The 20,029-nt window shown below is 38.7% G+C and carries 12 protein-coding genes; all 12 read right to left on the reverse strand.

Annotation, left to right across the window (positions count from 1 at the left end):
* Positions 1–22: 22 nt before the first annotated feature.
* Entirely contained in the window at positions 23–1,948 is a 1,926-nt protein-coding gene (locus tag ACWNCI_RS06385) for an alpha/beta hydrolase-fold protein (protein ID WP_449387632.1), read from the reverse strand.
* 351 nt (positions 1,949–2,299) lie between these two features.
* A complete protein-coding gene (locus tag ACWNCI_RS06390) occupies positions 2,300–3,910 on the reverse strand; it encodes a glycoside hydrolase family 43 protein (RefSeq protein ID WP_449387633.1) in 1,611 nt (536 codons plus the stop codon).
* Between the two features lie 217 nt (positions 3,911–4,127).
* The gene (locus tag ACWNCI_RS06395) at positions 4,128–5,846 is read right to left on the reverse strand and encodes a glycoside hydrolase family 43 protein (protein ID WP_449387634.1); all 1,719 of its coding nucleotides are present in this window, start codon (positions 5,844–5,846) and stop codon (positions 4,128–4,130) included.
* 118 nt (positions 5,847–5,964) lie between these two features.
* Positions 5,965–8,424 (reverse strand): glycoside hydrolase family 95 protein, encoded by a 2,460-nt coding sequence (locus ACWNCI_RS06400; protein WP_449387635.1) that lies wholly within the window; start codon positions 8,422–8,424, stop codon positions 5,965–5,967.
* Between the two features lie 4 nt (positions 8,425–8,428).
* On the reverse strand, positions 8,429–9,727 hold the full coding sequence (locus ACWNCI_RS06405; RefSeq protein WP_449387636.1) for an MFS transporter: 1,299 nt from the start codon (positions 9,725–9,727) through the stop codon (positions 8,429–8,431).
* Complete coding sequence (locus tag ACWNCI_RS06410) at positions 9,728–10,363, reverse strand: bifunctional 4-hydroxy-2-oxoglutarate aldolase/2-dehydro-3-deoxy-phosphogluconate aldolase (protein ID WP_449387637.1); 636 nt, start codon at positions 10,361–10,363, stop codon at positions 9,728–9,730.
* A complete protein-coding gene (locus ACWNCI_RS06415; RefSeq protein ID WP_449387638.1) occupies positions 10,360–11,355 on the reverse strand; it encodes a sugar kinase in 996 nt (331 codons plus the stop codon). The genes ACWNCI_RS06410 and ACWNCI_RS06415 overlap by 4 nt, the downstream gene beginning before the upstream one ends.
* Before the next feature lie 94 nt (positions 11,356–11,449).
* Positions 11,450–12,868 (reverse strand): glucuronate isomerase, encoded by a 1,419-nt coding sequence (gene uxaC, locus ACWNCI_RS06420; protein ID WP_449387639.1) that lies wholly within the window; start codon positions 12,866–12,868, stop codon positions 11,450–11,452.
* A 157-nt stretch (positions 12,869–13,025) separates the two neighbouring features.
* Complete coding sequence (locus tag ACWNCI_RS06425) at positions 13,026–13,841, reverse strand: SDR family oxidoreductase (RefSeq protein ID WP_449387640.1); 816 nt, start codon at positions 13,839–13,841, stop codon at positions 13,026–13,028.
* Between the two features lie 46 nt (positions 13,842–13,887).
* Positions 13,888–15,066 (reverse strand): mannonate dehydratase, encoded by a 1,179-nt coding sequence (uxuA, locus tag ACWNCI_RS06430; RefSeq protein WP_449387641.1) that lies wholly within the window; start codon positions 15,064–15,066, stop codon positions 13,888–13,890.
* Positions 15,067–15,156: 90 nt separating this feature from the next.
* The gene (locus tag ACWNCI_RS06435; protein ID WP_449387642.1) at positions 15,157–17,112 is read right to left on the reverse strand and encodes a RagB/SusD family nutrient uptake outer membrane protein; all 1,956 of its coding nucleotides are present in this window, start codon (positions 17,110–17,112) and stop codon (positions 15,157–15,159) included.
* 12 nt (positions 17,113–17,124) lie between these two features.
* Positions 17,125–20,007: a SusC/RagA family TonB-linked outer membrane protein gene (locus ACWNCI_RS06440; RefSeq protein ID WP_449387643.1), complete on the reverse strand. Its 2,883-nt coding sequence runs from the start codon at positions 20,005–20,007 to the stop codon at positions 17,125–17,127.
* Positions 20,008–20,029: the final 22 nt, after the last annotated feature.

The following is a 20,029-nucleotide window of genomic DNA, read 5'->3' on the forward strand; positions in this document are numbered from 1 at the left end:
CAGTCTGTTGGCTTAAGTTTGATTATTTAAAAAGCTCCTGCGCAAACTCATAAAGACTGTCTCTCCAAACCGGCCAGCTGTGACCACCCGGATAATCTCTGTACGAATAATTGATTCCGATTTTATCCAGTTCCTTCAGCATTTTCTGACCATTTTCATAAGCGATATCGTCTTTTCCGCCCATTGAGATCCAGAAATTTTTAACATTTGATGAAAAGGCAGATTTATTTTCACTTAAAAATTTGTACTGTTTATCGGCAACATCCTGAAGCATCGGCAACATATATCCTGAACTGAAAACGCCCAGACTAGTGAACATATCTGAATTCTGAATCCCGGCATACAAGGTGTAAATTCCGCCCATTGAAAGCCCGGCCAAAGCACGGTTTTCTTTACCTTTTTTAATTCTGTAATTGGATTCTGCAAACGGAATGATGGACTCTTTCAGTTCTTTTTCAAACATCTGAAGATTACGCTCGCCAAAGTTTCGGATTCCGCCCTGACCAATATTGGCATCAGGCATAATAATGACCATTTTTTTGGCTTTACCTTCCGCAATCAGATTATCCAAAATCAGATTGGTTTTGCCCTGATTGGCCCAACCGCTTTCGTCCTCGCCACCACCGTGTAAAATATACAAAGCTGGGAATGATTCAGATGTATTTTGGTCGTAACCAGGTGGTGTATAGATGAAAACCCTTCGCCACGAGTTAGTGACTTTAGAATAGAAATTTTTAATTCTTACGTCACCGTGCGGAACATCTTTTAAAGCATAAAAATCATCGCCGTCAAAAGGGATATCGATTCCGCTGGCATATCTTCCCATTCCGTAAAATGTCTGGCTTGAAGGATCTGCAACCGCAGCACCGTCAATTAACAAAGAATAATAATGAAAACTTCGACTCTGAGGCTCGGTCGTTCCCGTCCAGAAGCCTTCAGCGTCTTTTTTAAGGTCATATTTTTTTCCTAAATCGATTTGAACTTTTTGCGCTTCTGGAGCTTTCACTTTGAACATCACCCTTCCGTCGGGAAGGATTTGAGGATATTGGGCATTCCTGATATTGGTTGCTGCAGGCGTTCCCAAAACGGTAAAATTGTCGAACTGTGTTTTATCAACCGACTTGAATAAGAGCTGTGAGAAAATGTATAAGTCGTTTTTCCAGACTTTGAAATCGTGACCGCCCGGTTCGATGTAAAAGATGTGTGGAATTTTATTTTTCTTCAGATAATCGCTGGTTCTTTTGCTGAACGGCATCAGTCCGTCCTGGTCGCCGCAGGAAATCCAAAGCAGTTTTAATGCTTTAGCTTTGGCAGGATTCGGGAGTAATTGTTGAGGTTCTTTTGTATTTGGAGCCGAGGAAAAAGCACCGACCCAAGCAAATTTATCGATATTTCCAAGTCCGAAATTCAGGGTTTGTCCGCCACCCATTGACAGTCCGGCAATTGCTCTATTTTCTCGGTCTTTTTTTACGGAGTATTTTTTTTCGATAAACGGAATCAGGTCGTTCAGCAAATCTTTTTCAAATGTTGCGAAGGCTTCCACTTTGTCTTTTGCCATAATATTTCCGGTCGCACGGTCGTCTTTCATCGCTCTTCCGTTGGGCAAAACGACAATCATTGGCGTGAGTTTTCCCTGCGCGTAGAGATTGTCTAAAATGATTTGAGGCGTTCCGCTTTTGTACCATTCTTTTTCGTCTCCGCCAATGCCGTGAAGCAGGTATAAAACCGGATATTTATTACCCTTTTTATATCCCGGCGGTGTGTAAATCAATGCTTTTCTTATAGTTCCTACAGTTTTAGATGCGTATTGTATAGAATCAATTTTTCCGTGGAGAATATCTTTTTTCTCAACATCGAAACCTTGCGGTGCCTGTCTTTCAGTATTTTGAGCGGAAACAAACAGTCCCGACAACAAAAAAGCGATAGTCAATACTAGTGAATTTCTCATATATTTTTATTTGTAATTTTTACACTTATTAATTTAGACAAAAAAATAATACTGGCAAGGTTTTATCTTTTTTACATTTTTATTGTTAGTTTTTCGTGACCTTTAACAGGTCGCCTCTACGAGACTTTGCTATGGTTTGTAAGAATTATCTATTAACAGTTTGTTCCTACAGAGCGTTAGTTTTTATTCTTTTTAAATACCGAACGCTCGTAGCCCGACCTGAGCGGAGCTTTTTGCATTACTTTAGTTCTATTTATTCTGAAATCGTCTACAAAAAGATTGAGAGCCATTAGCAAGCTCAGGATAAATTTCAAACGGATAAGCTATCCTAAAAAATTAATTTAGCCTTTATTACTCTGAACTTTTACTGACTCTGAAAAAATCAACATCAACAAAACCGCCAAGATTTTTGGTTGCATAATTGAAAATCGCAAACTTGGAACCCATAAAAAATCTTCGGTAATCGAAAATCATTTTGTAATCCTTCGCCATTTCCGTCCAGTTTTTTTGGTCGGTGCTGTATGAGAAATTTGCCAAATCTTTTCCGAGGTTGAAATCGGCATCAATTTTAAAGTAAACCTTGTCTGAGTTTAACGGAATTCTCTTTTTTTCATCTTTTTTGACATCCGTAACCGCCTTGGTTTTATTGTCTAAACTGACTTCATTGGTTGAAAAAACAACAAATTTTTTATTGCCTTCCATTACCACCGATAAAACCCCAGAATCGCCGTTGAACGCACTGAAACCTGTGACATCGCCATCTTTCATTCCTTTCAAATCTAATGCAACAATAGCACTTGATTTTGGACCGGTCATTCTTTGAGTTAAAGTATTCGGAGCAGCGTAAAGATTATCTACCATACGACTCGTTTTCAGCCTCATAAACCCTTTTCTATCGGATAAAGACCAGGCTTCATTCACAGGATTATGATTCCACTGCCATTGGATTTTTAACTTTTTATCAGAAAATTCGTCACTTTCTACGATGTTATTTTTTGGTTTAAATGGAGGAAGCGGAACCTCGCCATTTAAAGGAATTTTACCATTATCTCCTAAAACAGGCCAGTCATTTTCCCATTTTACAGGAATCAAAATCGGAACGCGCCCCACTCCACCTCTATCCTGGAAAATCAGTGAATACCAATTGCCATTTTTATCATCAATCAAAGCACCTTGTCCGGCGTAAGAAAATCCAAGAAAATTATCCTCAAGAATGACTTTTTTCTCGAACGGTCCGGTCACTTTATCGGCTCTGTACACTTCCTGACGGCGTTTTCCACCTCTCGGCCAGGAAATCATCATCATATAATATTTGCCATCTTTTTTAATGATTTGATTGCCTTCTAAAAGTCCGGTTTCTGAAGCATCTTTCTGAAAAACTTCTGTTCCATCCGGGTTTCCGATAATAGTTTTAAAATCCGGACTCAGCTCAAAAACTTTGTTGGACGTGAAAACATAAACCCTGTCGTCATCATCAAAAAGCAAAGAAGCATCATGAAAATGTCTGGTTCTGGTCAGCAGTTTCCAGTTTCCTTTTTCAGGATTATCGGAAACATAAAAATAAGACTTGAAAGGCTCGTCATTCGGGGAAAACAAAACGTAATATTTTCCTTTGTGAAAACGGATGGATGACGCCCATTGTCCTCGTCCGTAAACAGTTCCGTTCAGCAAATCGTATTTAGAATTGTCATTCAGAGTTTGGAAAACGTAGCTCGACATTTCCCAATTGACCAAATCTTTAGAATGCATCACCGGAGCGCCCGGCATCAGGTGCATCGTGGTGCTAATCAGGTAAAAATCGTCACCGTTTCGGGTGATGGACAAATCCGGTGCATCTGCCCAAATGATGGGATTTTTAAAGTCTGTTACTTTCTTGTGAAAAGGGTTTATCTGGGCTGAAATATGATTCAGCCCGATAAATCCCAAAAAAGAAACTATATAAAATGATTTTTTAATATTCACGGTTTTGATATTTTGGCTTTGATTTAATTTATTTTAATCAATCTTAAAAACACTTCGACAAGCTCAGTGTAACATTGCTAATACTAACTGTTTACTTCAAACTGGCTTATCATATCAAAGCCCATATTATCTTAAATTTTGGCTAAAGCCAAATTGACTATTCTTCTTTGAAAACGGGCTAAAGCCCCTATTGATATCGTATGTGATTATTTCAATATTAATTCGGCACAATATCGTTAGACGAAGTGCTGTATAAACCGATTAAACTTCCTGTGAAACCGCCTGCAACATCTGTTGAAAGAATGTCTCCGGAAACCGGACCACCCAAATTTTTGAAGTTTTTACCATCCAAAGAATAATTAAAACTGATGTCATCTTTCTCGCCAACAGCCTGGAATTTAATATTTTTAGACAATGAAATTTTCTCGCTTGCAATCAGTTTTGAAGTCCCTTTTTCGGTTCTTTCCAATACGATATAGAAGTCTTTGTCCTTCTTTGTAACTCCGAAAACGTAATTGAATCTTTCGCTTTGATAGAGCGTGATTCCAGCTAATTCTTTGTCAGATTTCGGTTTGTAATCTAATGTTACTGAAGTTTCAAAATCTTCGTGCTGCAGTCTGTGAAATAATGCAGAAACCGGAGCTAACGCTTTAATATTGGTTTCAAAAGGAGTTACTTTTACTCCATTTTTCGTAGCCGTAATGAAATTTTCACGAGGTCCACGCATTGCAATCCAACGGAAATCCAGATTTTTATCAGTTAGTCTATCATTGTATGTGAAATTTCCGTTCGGGAAAAACCCGTTTTGTCCGTTTTGATTTTGAACACCTTCCGGCATCTTCAATTTTGGCTTCATCGGAACCAAACCGTTTTGAAAAACAGGATATGTTCCACTCCAGTCAACCGGAAGAATGAATGTTTCTCTACCGTGATTTACACGTCCTTTTTCGTTGGGACGAATCGCTAAAAATACGCCATACCATTGTCCGTTTGGACCCTCCACCAAATCTGCGTGACCTGCCCAATCCACTTTTTCCTTTCTGTCTTTCGGGAAATATCTTTGCGTAAGAATCGGGTTGTTTTTAGCCGGTATAAACGGTCCTTTCGGAGAGTCTGCCATAAAAATAACCTCGCTGTGGTTACCTCCTGTTCCACCTTCGGCACACATCAGGTAATATTTTCCTTTAAATTTGTACAAATGCGGGCCTTCAATCCAAATTGGTCTTTGAGAAAGGTCGACGCCTCCGTTTACGATAATTTTATCTGAACCTGCCACAACCTGGTCTTTTTCCAAATCGTAATCCCACATTTTGATGACGCGGTGACCTTGATACTGCTCTGTTCCTTTTGGGGGAGCGTCGTTATGAACAATGTAGGCTTTTCCGTCATCATCGAAAAAAATAGCAGGGTCGATTCCGTCGAAATTCAGTTTTTGAACTTCACTCCAGCCTTTTGCAGGGTCTTTGGTTTTCACGACCATATTTCCGACTCCACCCGCAATCTGCGTGGTAATCATATAAAATGTGTCGTTGTATTTGTTGTATTTGATATCTGGTGCGTAAATTCCCTGAGAAACGCCTCCTTTTTCTACTTTAAGCTGAGAAGGCCTGTCGAGAACGTGACCAACCTGTTTCCAATTCACTAAATCTTTGGAAGTAAAAATCGGAACACCGGGAAACATTGAAAATGAAGAATTTACCAAGTAATAATCTTCGCCTTTTTTGGTGATACTTGGATCTGGGTAACAGCCCTGAAGAATCGGAGAATAGAATTCGTCTGATTTTAACGGATTATTGTTATATATTTTGTCGTTTCCTTTATATTGGAAATCGGTAAAAGTCTGTGCTGATAAACTGGTTACAGAAAGTAAAGCCAGCGTAGCAAAAATGCTGGTTTTGTTTTTTAGAAAATTTGGATTCATTGTTATCTTTTTCATATAATTTTTAATTTTTTGTTGTTATTGTTGAACCCTTTCAGGGTTCGTGGTTTGTTTTGTTATCATTCCACAGGTTTCACTTGTGGCTATTGTTGTTAAACCCTTCGGGTTCTTTTTTCTATTTCATTTTTAAAATATAAGTTTTTCCTGCTTCCGTCGGGAAATCGTACATCACAGATTCTTTTATTTCGACAGGATTTAATTTTACTTCACTGGAAATCAGTGGCTTTTTAATTTCAGGTGTATCAAAAAAAGGATTTGGGTTTCTGCCTTCTGCTTTTTTGAGTTTTATTTTACCTGATAATTCCATTTCGTTGGGAATTCTGACTCTACAGTTTCCGCCTAAATTTGATTTTATGGTGATTTGTTTGGCTTTATTATTTTCCCAGACAATGCTGATTTCAAAGTCGCCATATGTTTTCAGTCCTGATATTTTTCCGTTTTTCCATTCATCGGGAAGTGCGGGAAGAATGTCGATGAAACCGTTTTGAGTCTGTAAAAGCATCTCAGTAATTCCCGAGGTACAGCCGAAATTTCCGTCAATCTGAAACGGCGGATGTGCATCAAAAAGATTGGGATACGTTCCGCCTTTGCTACCCCAACCGTCTTTTTCTACCAAGGTTAATTGGTCTTTGATTAATTTGTTAGCGTGATTTCCGTCTAATAATTTTGCCCAAAGATTGACTTTCCAGCCCATACTCCAACCTGTGGAAACGTCGCCACGATGCAGTAAAACGATTTTGGAAGCATCCAGCAATTCGGGCGTTGTGAAAGGATTGATTTGGTTAGACGGAAATAATCCGTAGAGATGCGAAACGTGTCTGTGATTGTCTTTCGGGTTGTCCCAATCTTCCGCCCATTCCTGTAGCTGTCCATATTTTCCGATTTTCATCGGTGGTAATCTGGAGATAATATTGTCCCAAACTTTTATTTTATCTGAATCTACATTAAGGATTTCTGCTGCTTTTTTTGTTTTAGAAAACAGGTCAAACATTAGCTGATTATCCATCGTATTTCCGGCTGCCAAAGCACTTCCGTTATGTCCGTCCGGAATATTTTCGGGAGACATTGACGGACTTACAATCAGCCATTTGTGCGTTGGTTCCCCAATCAGAAAATCTTCATAAAATTGAGTGGCAGATTTTAGAATCGGATAAATGGATTTGAGATAATTTTTGTCGCCACTGTACAAATATTTTTCCCAAAGATGTTGCGAAAGCCAAGCGCCACCCATTGGCCACATGCCTGCATTAGCAAAATCTACAACGCCTGTGATTCTCCAGATATCCGTGTTGTGATGCGCGACCCAGCCACTACTTTTATACATTACTTTTGCCGTTTCTTTTCCGGATTCGCTCAAATCTTTTACCATCTGAATCAGCGGTTCGTGCATCTCGGAAAGGTTGGTTTTTTCCGCCGGCCAGTAATTCATTTCCGTGTTGATGTTGATGGTGTATTTGCTGTCCCAGGCGGGTTTGTTGGAATTATTCCAGATTCCCTGAAGGTTTGCCGGCTGACCATTCGGTTGTGAAGACGAAATCAAAAGATAGCGACCAAATTGGTAATATAAAGCAACAAGTTCCGGGTCGTAATGGGTTGCGAAATTTTTAATTCGAACGTCGGTTGGATTTTTTGAAGCTTCGGAAGTTCCTAAATTAAAATCAACTCTTTTGAAATATTTTTGGTAAGAAGCAAGATGATTTTTGAATAAAGTATTAAAACTCTTATTTTCTGATACTTCGATGTATTTTTTACTTTTTAAAACTTCGTTGGTGCTTAAAGTTTTATAATCTGTAAAATTGGTCGCAATTGAAATGAGAATCATCACTTCATCGGCATTGCTTACGGAAATTCCGTTTTCTGAAACTTCCGTTTTGCCACCTTTGTTGATGAATTTTGCGAGTGCATTGAATTTAACCTGACCCTGAACGCCGTCTAAAGTTGAAGACAATCCGTCCATTTGCAAGGTGTTTGAATCAATGGCTTTACTATTTTTTTTGAGTTCGCTGTTGAATTGAGCGGTTAAACTCAGGGCATTTTTTTTGTCTGAACTTAATTTAATTACAATCACATTGTCCGGAATTGAAGCAAAAACTTCTCTTTTGAAATTAATCCCATTGGCTGAAAATGTAGTTGTAGTAATTGCTTTTTCGATGTCTAATTCTCTGTAATAATTTTTAACATTATTAAGATTATTAAAATCAAGCGTAAAATCACCGATATTCTGAAATGCTGAACCGTGAAGTGTTTTGGCGGTCAAACCTTTATCAGCAAGGATTTGCGCTCTTTTGTAATTCCCATTAAATAAATAATATCGGATAGAATCTAAAACTTTCGGGCCATCGGGATTATCGTTTCGGGAAGGTCCGCCTGACCAAAAAGTAGCTTCATTCAGCTGAACTTTTTCCTGAGAAGGGTCGCCAAAAACCATTGCTGCCAACCTTCCGTTTCCAACTGGTAATGCTTCCACCCACTGTTTAGCAGGTTTGTCGTACCAAAGCTTGTATCTTCCTCCTTTTTGAGCAAAGGAAAATCCGCTGAGGAAAAGAAAGGTTAATATGGAAAGCTTGAAGTTCATTTTTTTAAATTTTCTTTTCTGAAACAGAATTTCCGGTTGCATTTCTATTAATCAGCCAAATAATTCCCCACGCCGCAATGTAAGAAACACCGGCAATGAAAAATATGATGTTGTAACCGCCGTTGATATTTCCGGCTTTTTTAAATGTATCTAACACAATCCCGATGAAAAGTGGAAAGAGAATTCCGGCTGCTGAACCCAGCATTCCGCCAAAACCGATAACCGAACTCACGTAATTATTGGGTAATTTGTCTCCGACCGTTGTCATCAGATTCGCTCCCCAACCCTGATGTGCAGCTGTTGCCAAAGCAATGATAATCGTAATCATCCACATATTGTCGACGTATTTTGAAAACATTACCGGAACGACCATTAAGGCAAACAGTAACATTGTAAAACTTCTCGCTCTTCCGATGCCCCAGCCTTTTTTAATTAAAAATGAGGACAGATAACCACCGCCGATACTACCAATTGTGGTTCCACTGTAAATGATAATCAACGGGATGGAAGGCTTGGTCAAATCCATTTTGAAAACGTCTGCAAAATACGCCGGAAGCCAGAACATAAAGAAATACCAAATCGGGTCGGTAAGGATTTTTCCAATGGCAAAAGACCAGGTTACCTTATATTTTAATATTTCGGACAAAGGAACTTTAGATTGCTCCTGTGTTTTTCCGTCTTGGTCACTTTTAATGTATTGTAACTCTTCCTGACTTAGTTTTTTTGTTTTTTCCGGAATGGTGTAAAATCTCCACCACAAAACAATCCACAATAAACCCAGTGCACCGATCCAGACAAAAGTTTCCCTCCAGCCGTAATGTCCCAAAATAAAAGGAACCAGCAGCGGTGCCAAAATGGCTCCTACTGTTGCGCCCGAATTGAAAATTCCTGTTGCTAAGGCTCTTTCTTTTTTCGGAAACCATTCGGCGACAGATTTTATTGCTGCCGGAAAATTTCCTGCTTCACTGATTCCTAAAGTACTTCTCGCAACTAAAAACCCGACCGTACTTTTTACAAAACCGTGTCCGATAGACGCTAAGCTCCAGACAATCAAAGAAACGGCGTATCCGATTTTAGTTCCAACCCTGTCAATGAATCGTCCCATTGCAAGATAACCTATGGCATAAGTTGTCGTAAAAGCCATCACAATGTAGCTGTAATCCTTTTCGTCCCAGCTGAATTCCTTTTCAAGAACAGGTTTTAGCAAGCCCATTACCTGACGGTCGAGATAATTGATGGTCGTCGCAAGGAAGACCAAAGACAGCATAAACCATCTGATATTTCGGTTTTTAGGAGCCTGCATTTAGTTTTGATTAAGTTGTTGTAATAATTTTTTCACTTTTTCTGTAAGTTCCTGCTCTTTCACATCTGATTTTACCAAAGAACTTCCCAATCCAACTGCCATTGCACCACCTCGGAACCATTCATTGATGTCCTCAACATCGGCATTTACGCCACCTGTTGGCATAAAATTCATTCCGGGAAAAACGGGTTGAATTGATTTGATATAATTTTTACCTAAAGCATCGGCTGGGAATATTTTAACCAGATTAAGTCCGCTCTGAAAGGCCAGATTAACATCCGACGGGGTAAAGCAGCCCGGAATCAGCAGTACATTTTTCTTTATGCAATGCTTTATAAGTTTCCTGCTAATGACAGGTGTAATGATGAAATCGGCTTTTGCATTAGCATAATCGTCTATTTCGTTTGTATTTTTAACAGTTCCGATACCCAATAAAAGTCCGGGAAATTCTGTGGAGGAAATTTCTTTAAGCTTGGTGAAATTTTCCAAAGCCTGAATACCACGGTTAGTGTATTCTATAACACGGATTCCGCCGTCATAAAGGGCTTTTACTGTACTTTTTGAAACTTCAAAAGATTCGTTGTAGAACAACGGAACAATTTTCTGGTCTTTTATTTTTTGTATGATTGGATTCATAATTTTTCGATATTTATAGATTCATCGATGGTGTCGCCTTTCACAAATAGTTTTTTGAAAGCAACTTTTGTCGCATCGTCTAAAATCTGCTGTGAAGAATTTCCTTTGATTTTTCCGTGAATTAATGCAGCCATAAACGAATCTCCACTGCCAACTCTTTCCTCAATTTTATCAGATTGATATTGTTCCGAAACCAAAAGTTGGTCAGTAAACAAAGTCGCATAATAATTCACTTTTTCACCCATTGTGAAACGGAAAGTATTCGCTACCATTTCCACATTCGGAAATTGTTTCTGAATTTCCAACGCAGATTTTTCGGCTTGTTTTAAAAGATTTTCGTCATCAAAATTTCCATTCAGTTCGTATTCAATCGGGATTTCCATAAACTGCTGAATCGACCAGATATTTCCCATCAAAACACTGATGAAAGGCATCATTTTTCTGATTAATTCTGATGGATTTTTTCCCTGCCAAAGCGCTGCACGGTAATTCAAATCCAAAGAAACGGTGATATTCCTTTTTGCAGCTTCACTCATCAAATCGAAACATTTCCGATAAGCTTTTTCGCTCAACGCCGGCGTAATTGTACTGATGTGAAGCCATTTAACTTCAGAAAAAATTTCATCAAAATTAAATTGAGAAAAGTCGGACTGTGTAAAAACCGATGGAAAACGATCATAGACCACCGAAGCATTTTGCATATCGCCATCCGATGAAAGGTAAAAAGTTCCGATTCTGCCGTTACTTTTTTCTGCTAAAATTTCGATTCCTTTATTTTGAAGCTGAATTTTCAATTGATTTCCGACAAAATTTTCCGGTAAAGCTGAAAGTAATTTAACAGGATTTTGCCATTGCGCAAGTGCAGAAGCCACGTTGTATTCTGCGCCGCCGACGAAGATTTTCAGAGACTGTTCATTCAGCCATTTTCCTTCGGAATCCGGAGCGAAATGGAGAAGCAGCTCACCAAAGCAAAGTATTTTTCCTGAATTCATTTTTTATTCTTTATGATCTTTTACTTTCATTATCGGCAGGAGCTTATTCAGAAGCTCCTGCGAAATAATTTCTCATTAGATTTATTTCAAACTCTCAGAATCCGAAATAGTTTTTTGTATTATAATAACAGATGTCCTGTATAATTTTTCCTACCCATTCTTCGTCGTTGGGAAGAAGCCCTTTTTCCATTTCGGAGCCAAATATATTGCATACAAGTCTTCTGAAATATTCGTGTCTTGAAAAAGAAAGAAAACTTCGCGAATCCGTCAGCATTCCGATAAAAGTGCTTATCAGTCCTAAATTTGAAACTGTATTCATCTGTTTTTCCATCCCATCCAGCTGATCCAGGAACCACCAGGCGGCCCCGAACTGTACTTTTCCTTTGATTCCTTCTTCATTAAAGTTCCCGGCCATGGTTGCCAAAACTTCATTAAGCGTTGGATTGAGGGTATAGATAATAGATTTTGCCAGCTTATCTTCCGCATTGAGTTCGTCAAACATCACACTCATTCTTTGGGCAAAGTATGATTCTCCGATAGCATCATAACCGGCATTTATACCGATACGATGAAGCATTTTCGAATTGTTATTCCGGGTTGCGCCTACATGAAACTGTTGTACCCAGCCTTTAGCCGCATACATTTTGCAAAGCTCTTTCAGAAGATAGCCGGATAAGGCTTCAGGATCTGAAAATGTTTTTCGGTTACCCGCTAAAAACTCACGGAACTCATGGTCTAAAGTACTGTTCCACTTTGTAGTATCCGGAAAAAATTCAAATCCATGATCTGAAATTCTGGCTCCGTTATCGTGAAAATAATTTATTCTTATGTATAATGCTTCCAATAGATCAGAAGCTGATTGGATAGCTACTCCACTGGCATTTTCAAGTTTCTGAACATTTTTACGGTAAGCTTCCTCATCGGTAAAAGTGATGTAAACATCAGGTCTGAAAGCAGGAAACACACGAGTTTTAAAATCAGATGTTTTAATATCCTGATGAAATTCCAGATTGTCTGAGGGGTCGTCTGTGGTACAAAGCGTTTCTACCCCGAAGTGCTGAAGCAACTGTTGCGGCCTGAAACTATCTGACTTAAGCGCATCATTCATTTTGGAATACACCGCTTCCGAATTTTTCCCGGAAAGATATTCTGTGATTCCGAACGGATTTTTAAGCTCCAGATGGGTCCAGTGAAATAAAGGATTTCTGAGTGTATAAGGTACTACTTCTGTCCATTTGTTGAATTTCTCTTCGTCTGTTGCATTTCCGGAAATGAATTTCTCCTGTACTCCGAAGTTTCGCATAGCTCTCCATTTGTAATGATCGCCATCCAGCCAAATTGCTGCAGGAGAACGGAAATTTTGATTTTTTGCAATGACATCAGGTTCGAGGTGATTGTGATAATCGATCACCGGGAGATCTTTTGCATAAGAAAAATACAGATTTTCAGCTTTTGCTGATTCCAACAAAAACGATTCTCCGAAAACTTCTTTATTGTTAATGAAACTCTTCATTATTAATAGCCTTATTATATTACATAGCACAGTTTTCACCTGTGACTGTCTTTATTAACCCTTAAGATTAATTAATTTTTAACTTAAAAAACAAGACCCGATGAAACTTTCACAGAGCCTTGCCTCTATATGAAGAAAATTAAGTTTAGTTTACAATTTAAACACCACTGAAAGCACTGAAACCGCCATCAACAGGCAATAATGCACCGGTAATGAAGCTTGCAGCATCTGAACACAGGAACTGTACCGCTCCGTTGAGCTCTTCCACATCTCCGAAGCGTGCCATTGGCGTTTTAGCGATAACTTTTTTACTTCTGTCGGTTAAAGATCCATCAGGATTCAATAAGATAGCCCGGTTCTGATCACCTATGAAAAAACCCGGAGCAACAGCATTAACGCGTATTTTATCACCAAATTTTAAGGCAACATCAGAAGCCAGCCATTGGGTAAAATTGGTAATCGCAGATTTTGCGGCCGAATAGCCGGCAACTCTTGTAATCGCCGAATACGCTGCCATCGATGAAATATTAACGATACTTCCGCTTCCCTGATCTGCCATTACTTTACCGAAAACATAGCTTGGATAAACGGTTCCGTTGATATTAAGGTCGGTCACTTCATTCCAGCCTTCTATTTTCATATCAAAGAATGACTGTTCGGGAGATAAAGTTGCAGCAGGAATATTTCCACCGGCAATATTTAATAAGATATCTATCTTTCCGTATTTTTCTGTGATCTTTTTTGATGCTGATTCAAGACTTTCGATGTCCATTACATTCGCTTCTACAGCAAAGGCATCACCGCCTGAATCACTCAATTCTTTGACGCGAGCATCCAAAGTTGTCTGATTTCTTCCAAGTACTACCACTTTAGCTCCGGCTTCTATAAAGCTTTTCGCCAAACTTCCTCCTAAAACTCCTGAAGCTCCCGTAATAACGGCCACTTTATCTTTTATGCTGAATATTTCGTTCATTATTATGATTGATAATTGATGATTAATAATTGATCTAAACGTAATATTAATTTCCCTTCGACATTTCGTTTTGTACAGTTGCCATTACGCCTTCAATCTGTCCCAAAGCCAGCATTCTTCCTAAAAATGAATATCCTGGATGATAACCTTTATCAACATCATCGGTTAAAAGCCTTCCGTGATCGACTCTCATCGGAAGTGAAGGATTTTCTTTTTCAAATACACGAATCACGTCAATAAGTTTACCTCTTCCTGATAAATGTGTAGCTTCTATAAAATCGCCGTTCTCGAAAACATTGGTACTTCTGAGGTGAACAAATTTTGTTCTGTGTGCATATTTTTGGGCGAGCTTGGGAACGTCATTCTGAAGACCGGCACTCAGTGAGCCTGCACAGAAAGTAAGTCCGTTGTGAGGATTATCCACTGCATTCAGGAACCAGTCGATATCTTCTTCATTAGTCACGATTCTCGGTAAGCCCAGCAAAGCAAAAGGCGGATCGTCCGGGTGTACGCACATCTGAATGTTCCATTGCTCGCAGACAGGCATGATTTTTTCCAGAAAGTACTTCATGTTTTCACGAAGCTGATCTTTATCAATCCCGTCATATAAACTCAATAAATTCTTAAATAAAGCTACCGGATTCTGATCGCCTTCTTTAATATTTCCATTGACAAATCCCTGAGTTTTGACAATAACTGAATCAATCAAATCATTGTTATCAGATTCTGTCAGGGTATTTTTAAATTCTTCTACTTTTTCAAGTATTTCTGAATTATAATCGTTTTCAGCGCCCTCTCTTTTCAGAATATGAATTTCGAAATAAGCAAATTTAGCCTTATCAAAATAAAGTGATGAAGCACCATCTTCCCATTGATAAAAAAGATCGGTACGCGCCCAGTCCAGCACCGGCATAAAGTTATAGCAAATGGTATTAATGCCAGTTTTTCCCAGATTCTCTAAGCTCTGAATATAGTTTTCTATTAAAGAGTCCCGGTCTTCACCTCCGTATTTGATGGCTTCACTTACAGGAAGACTTTCCACTACAGACCAGCGAAGACCGTGACTTTCTATATATTGTTTATATTCCTGAATGGCATCCACCGGCCATATCTGTCCGTTCGGAATATCGTGGAGAGCAGAAACAATACCTTCCACACCGATCTGACGGAGCATATTTAATTTTATTTTGTCTTTCTGACCAAACCAGCGCCAGGTTTTTTCCATAATCTTTAAAAATTTTTATTCATTAAACAAAGCAGGTGCTTTTGGTAAACACCTACTTTGCTGTTAATATGAATGTAAGAATAAAATCAATTAATAACCAGGATTCTGGTATTTTGCTTTCACATCAGCAGAAACTTCCATTGCATCAAGCTGACTTTGAGGAATCGGTCTCAAGTAATGAAATTTCTGAATATTTCGTGTTACTGTTTGAGGTGTGTGGTCTCCATAGTTAGTACCTCCAATTTGATATGAAGCACCAAATTCTTCCCATTTCTGTGTACGTACCAGATCGTACCATCTGTAAAATTCACCATAATATTCTCTTGAACGTTCTGCCAAGATATAATCAATAGTAATGACAGAAGGTGTAGCGGCAACCATAGCAGCGCTGTTATCAGCTACATAAGTCACATTTTGAGCATTATTAAACTTCCATTTTCCTGCTCTGGCACGAATTACGTTAATCAAATCTCTTGCTGTCACCGATCCGGAAGCTCCTTTTACAGCAGCTTCTGCCGCAATGAAATAGAATTCTGAGAACTTAGCCACACTAAATGGACGTGTCAATCCTGCGTTAGGATATCCCAGGCCATTGCCATTATCTGTACGATAGGTTCCTATTTTCCACAAACCAGGGAAAACCATTCTGCTAATACCGTTTGGCGCAATCACCCAATCTGCTCTTCCGGGTAATACACCTGCTCCCACACCACTCTGTCCACCTCCGGAAGGGTACGTTGGTGTTTGTGAATCATCATATAGAAAGGATAGGATTGGATCACCTGGATGAACTGGTAAATTATTTGCATTGTATAGAGTTGTATAACTTGTAAGTCCTGTTCCTTCCTTGTCCCAATTTCCTCTATAGCTAGTTACAAAAGTTCCATCATAGCGGGAATCATTTGTTTTATCTGCAAATGTATTCTTTATAACTCCTATAGGAGGAGCCATTCGAACCCAAGGACGACCTAACGGTTGGGTAGCTGCACGCTGCACAGAACTTGAAATATCTGTAGGACCCCAAGCTGTTGTTTTACTGCTTTTAATATTGGTATAGTTCCAAGTCTGCATCCACGCTGCAAAGTTATCCGGACTCCAGCCACTGCCTTGTCCAACAGGATTACTTTCATTATAATAAGAACTTGATTGTGTGTGATCCGCATACAACATACATTCGCTATTTCTGTCATTGGACCCCACATTCACATCATAGTAAGTAGGTTGTAAAGCATAAGGTCCGGGATTATTGATTGCTGTTAAAGCTATATCGTAAGCCTGTTGGAAATACCATTGAGCATTATGACCATCTAAATCAGTTCTTGCAGTTTCCGGATAAGTTGGAATATTATTAGGATTCTGCAACCACCAACCATACGTGAGGTAGGCTTTTGCTAAAAATAGTCTTGCTACATTTTTTGTAACTCCTCCCGTTACACGTGGTGTTGCAGGTAAATTATCTATAGCTTTTTTGAGATCTGGAAATATTACCTTACTGTACACTTCTGGTACTGTATTTCTAACTGATGTTGCAGACGGGTTGATATTAAATGCCAACTCTCCGGAACCCAAATCCAAAGGTACTCCACCGTAAGTTTGCACTAACAGAAAGTAATCGAATGCTCTAAAAAACTTGGCTTCTGAAATTAATGATTCAGAAATTCCTAACGCCGGACCTTTCTCAATAATTCCATTGGCAGTGTTAATATAAGGAAATACAGAATTCCAGACCATACTAGTTGGAAAAGTATTAGAGTTGATATTTCCCTGGCCAGACATATCTAATTCCTTAAAATTTCCATCGGCACTTTGCCCCCATGTAGATTCATCTGTACCATTTTGGCAATTACTCATGTAATATCCATTCCCATACAAGCTTCGAAGATGTCTATATAAAGCAGTAACTCCTTCATTAAGTCCTTGGGTAGTACTAAAATAATCAACAGTATAAGTTGTTCTAGGTTGCTCATCTAAGATTTCATTACATCCTGTTAATGTAAGTGATAAGAAGAATGCCCCTATTATCACTTTTTTACTATGTTTTATCATGATTGTATTATTTTAAAAAGTTAAATTAAGGCCCATTAAATAATTTCTTGTCGAAGGGTTATTAGTACCTATAACTAGCTGACGAGCTTGATATCCACTAACCGCCTGATTTTGATCTCCTGTAGAGTTCGGTTCCGGATCCATGCCTGAAAATTTGTGATAAGGAGAGAATAGCACGATAGGATTGGTTACTGTAATATATATTCTGAAACTATTAATCTTAAGATCTTTCAGGAAATCTTTATTTACATTATATCCTAAAGTAATGGTACGGATTTTTAAATATGATGCATCGAACATTGCTAGTGTAGAAGAATATTTAGGATTATCCCCACTTAAGTGACGGCCTGGACGTGGATAATATGCATCTGTATTTTCAGGAGTCCAATAATCTACATCTACGTTATTTCCCCTACCTGTCAATCTGTTAAGATAACTTGCTGATCCATAAAGAGTACTGATCAAAACGCCCCCATGCTGGAATGCGCCTACTGCACTTAATTCAAAGTTTTTGTATGAGAATTTAGTATTAAAACCACCCTGCCAGTCAGGAGCTGTATCAATAATCTGTCTGTCATCTGGACCTATTGCTCGTACTGGAGTTCCATCTGCATTATATCCTCCAGTGTAAAGAACCTTAATAGATCCTACTACATCGGCAGCTGTACCTGGCTCCAAAATACTTTGGTAAGGATCACCCGCTTGCCAAAGTCCTACATATTGATAATCATATAGTGAGTTGATATTGTGACCAACAAACCAAAGGTTATTTACGTCCCTGTCAATTCCGGATGATAAAGCTAAGATCTTATTTTTATTGCTATAAAAATTAACTCCTGCCTCCCACGAGAAACCGTCAGGATTATTAATAATCAAACCATTAAGTGAAACCTCTAAACCTTTATTTTCTGTCTCAGCAACATTTTTAGTTACAAAAGAAAGTCCTGAAGAGGCAGGAAGTCCCTTATTAGCTAAAAGGTCAAAAGTATGAGTTCTATAGTATTCAACTGATCCTGTCAATCTATTATTGAACAATCCAAAATCTACACCGTAATTCTGAGTTTTTGAGTACTCCCAACCAAGTCCAGCATTTGGTGCTTGATTTACATAAACACCACTACTGTTGGTCGTACCAAAGTTATAAGGAGTAACCGTTAACGCACCTAAGGTAGAATATGGATTTACAGCCTGATTGGATGTCTGCCCCCAACCAAATCTGAATTTAAGCAGATTTAGCGCTTTTACATTCTGCATAAAGGATTCATTGGTTACATTCCAACCCAACGATATTGCTGGATAAGTATGCCATTTGTTTCCCGGAGCCAATCTTGAGGATCCATCTGCACGAAGTGTTGCCGTCAACATATACTTATTATCGAAAGTGTACATTACTCTTCCCATTGCAGAAAGAAGACCAGTCTGTGAATATGCCTGATCATTAGGATTTACGGTAATATCAGCTTGGGGAGACTGTCCCAGGTTATAATATTGGAAAAAATCTGCAGGAACATTTAATGCACTCATATAAGTACTGATATATCTGTTATTCTCTGCCGAATATAAACCGACTGCATTAATCTTATGCTTTCCAAACGTACGATCATAGGTAAGCAAATTTTCCAGCACCCAGTGATAAGTTTGATTATTACCTCTTCCTGCAGAAGATGCTGAAGCAGGATTTGTATTGAATACACCTACTCCTGTATAATTTCCACTATTGGTAGTACGATAATCCAAGCCTACATTAAGTCTATATTTTAAACCATTTAAAGGCAAGGTTAATTCTCCATATAGGTTATTATAAGAGGCAAATATTTTACTTTCATCTACATATTTTCCACCCAAGCCATTCAATCTTTCTCGGGTGTAGATCCAGGTATTATCGTTGCCTCCTGCAGTATTCATCAAAGGTAATAAACTGCCATCAGCATTATAAGGATTAACAAGCGGAGAATATCCTACAACAGCTCCAGAATTAATACCATTACCTTCAGTTTCAGTATAGTTGGTATTAGTAGTAAAACCAAATTTGAAACTTTTACCCACTTGCTGATCAAGTGCTAGTCGAATCGAGAATCTCTCATAATTCTGAAGAGGAATTATTGCATCCTGTTTAAAATAAGATATGCCCGCATTATAATTACCCCCTTCTGTACCACCAGAAACTCCAACGTCATGACTGGTAATCATTGCTGGTTTGTAATATAGCTTCTGCCAATCGGTATTATTATTGTTAGATTCATTCGTACCATTTGTATATATCCCAGCATCTGCACGTAACTTCGCAAATTTTGGTCCATCCATTACCGGATATTTTGAAAATAGTGTCTGAACACCCGTAAAAGTGTTATATGAAAAACGAGGTTTTTGCCCTTTTGTTCCTCTGTTAGAAGTTACCAAAATTACCCCATTTGCACCTCTGGAACCATAAATTGCAGTTGCAGAAGCGTCTTTTAAAATGTCAATACTTTTAATATCACTTGAGCTAATATCTGATAAAGAACCTGCAAAAGGAATACCGTCAAGAACAACTAAAGGATCATTTGCACCTGCACTTGTTCCTAAAGAACGAGTTCCCCTGATTCTTATCTGTAATGCTGCGCCAGGTTTGGTAGATGACTGAGAAATATCTACACCTGCAGTTCTCCCTTGTAAAGCCTGGGTAATGTTGGCAGAAGGTACCTCGCGAAGTGCATCTCCTTTTACGGTAGCCACAGATCCTGTTACGGCTTCTTTTCTTTGGGTACCGTATCCGATCATGACTACTTCCTCTATCTTTTTCTCCTTAGGCACCGTATCTTTCTTAACCTGGGAATACGCCAAGCCGGAAGGTAATAAGGCCATGGCAAAAAATAAGGCCGCCTTATTGGTTTTAGCTAAATAAAATCGGTTCATAATTATTATTTTTAAATATTAG

This window comes from Chryseobacterium lineare, assembly GCF_977014045.1.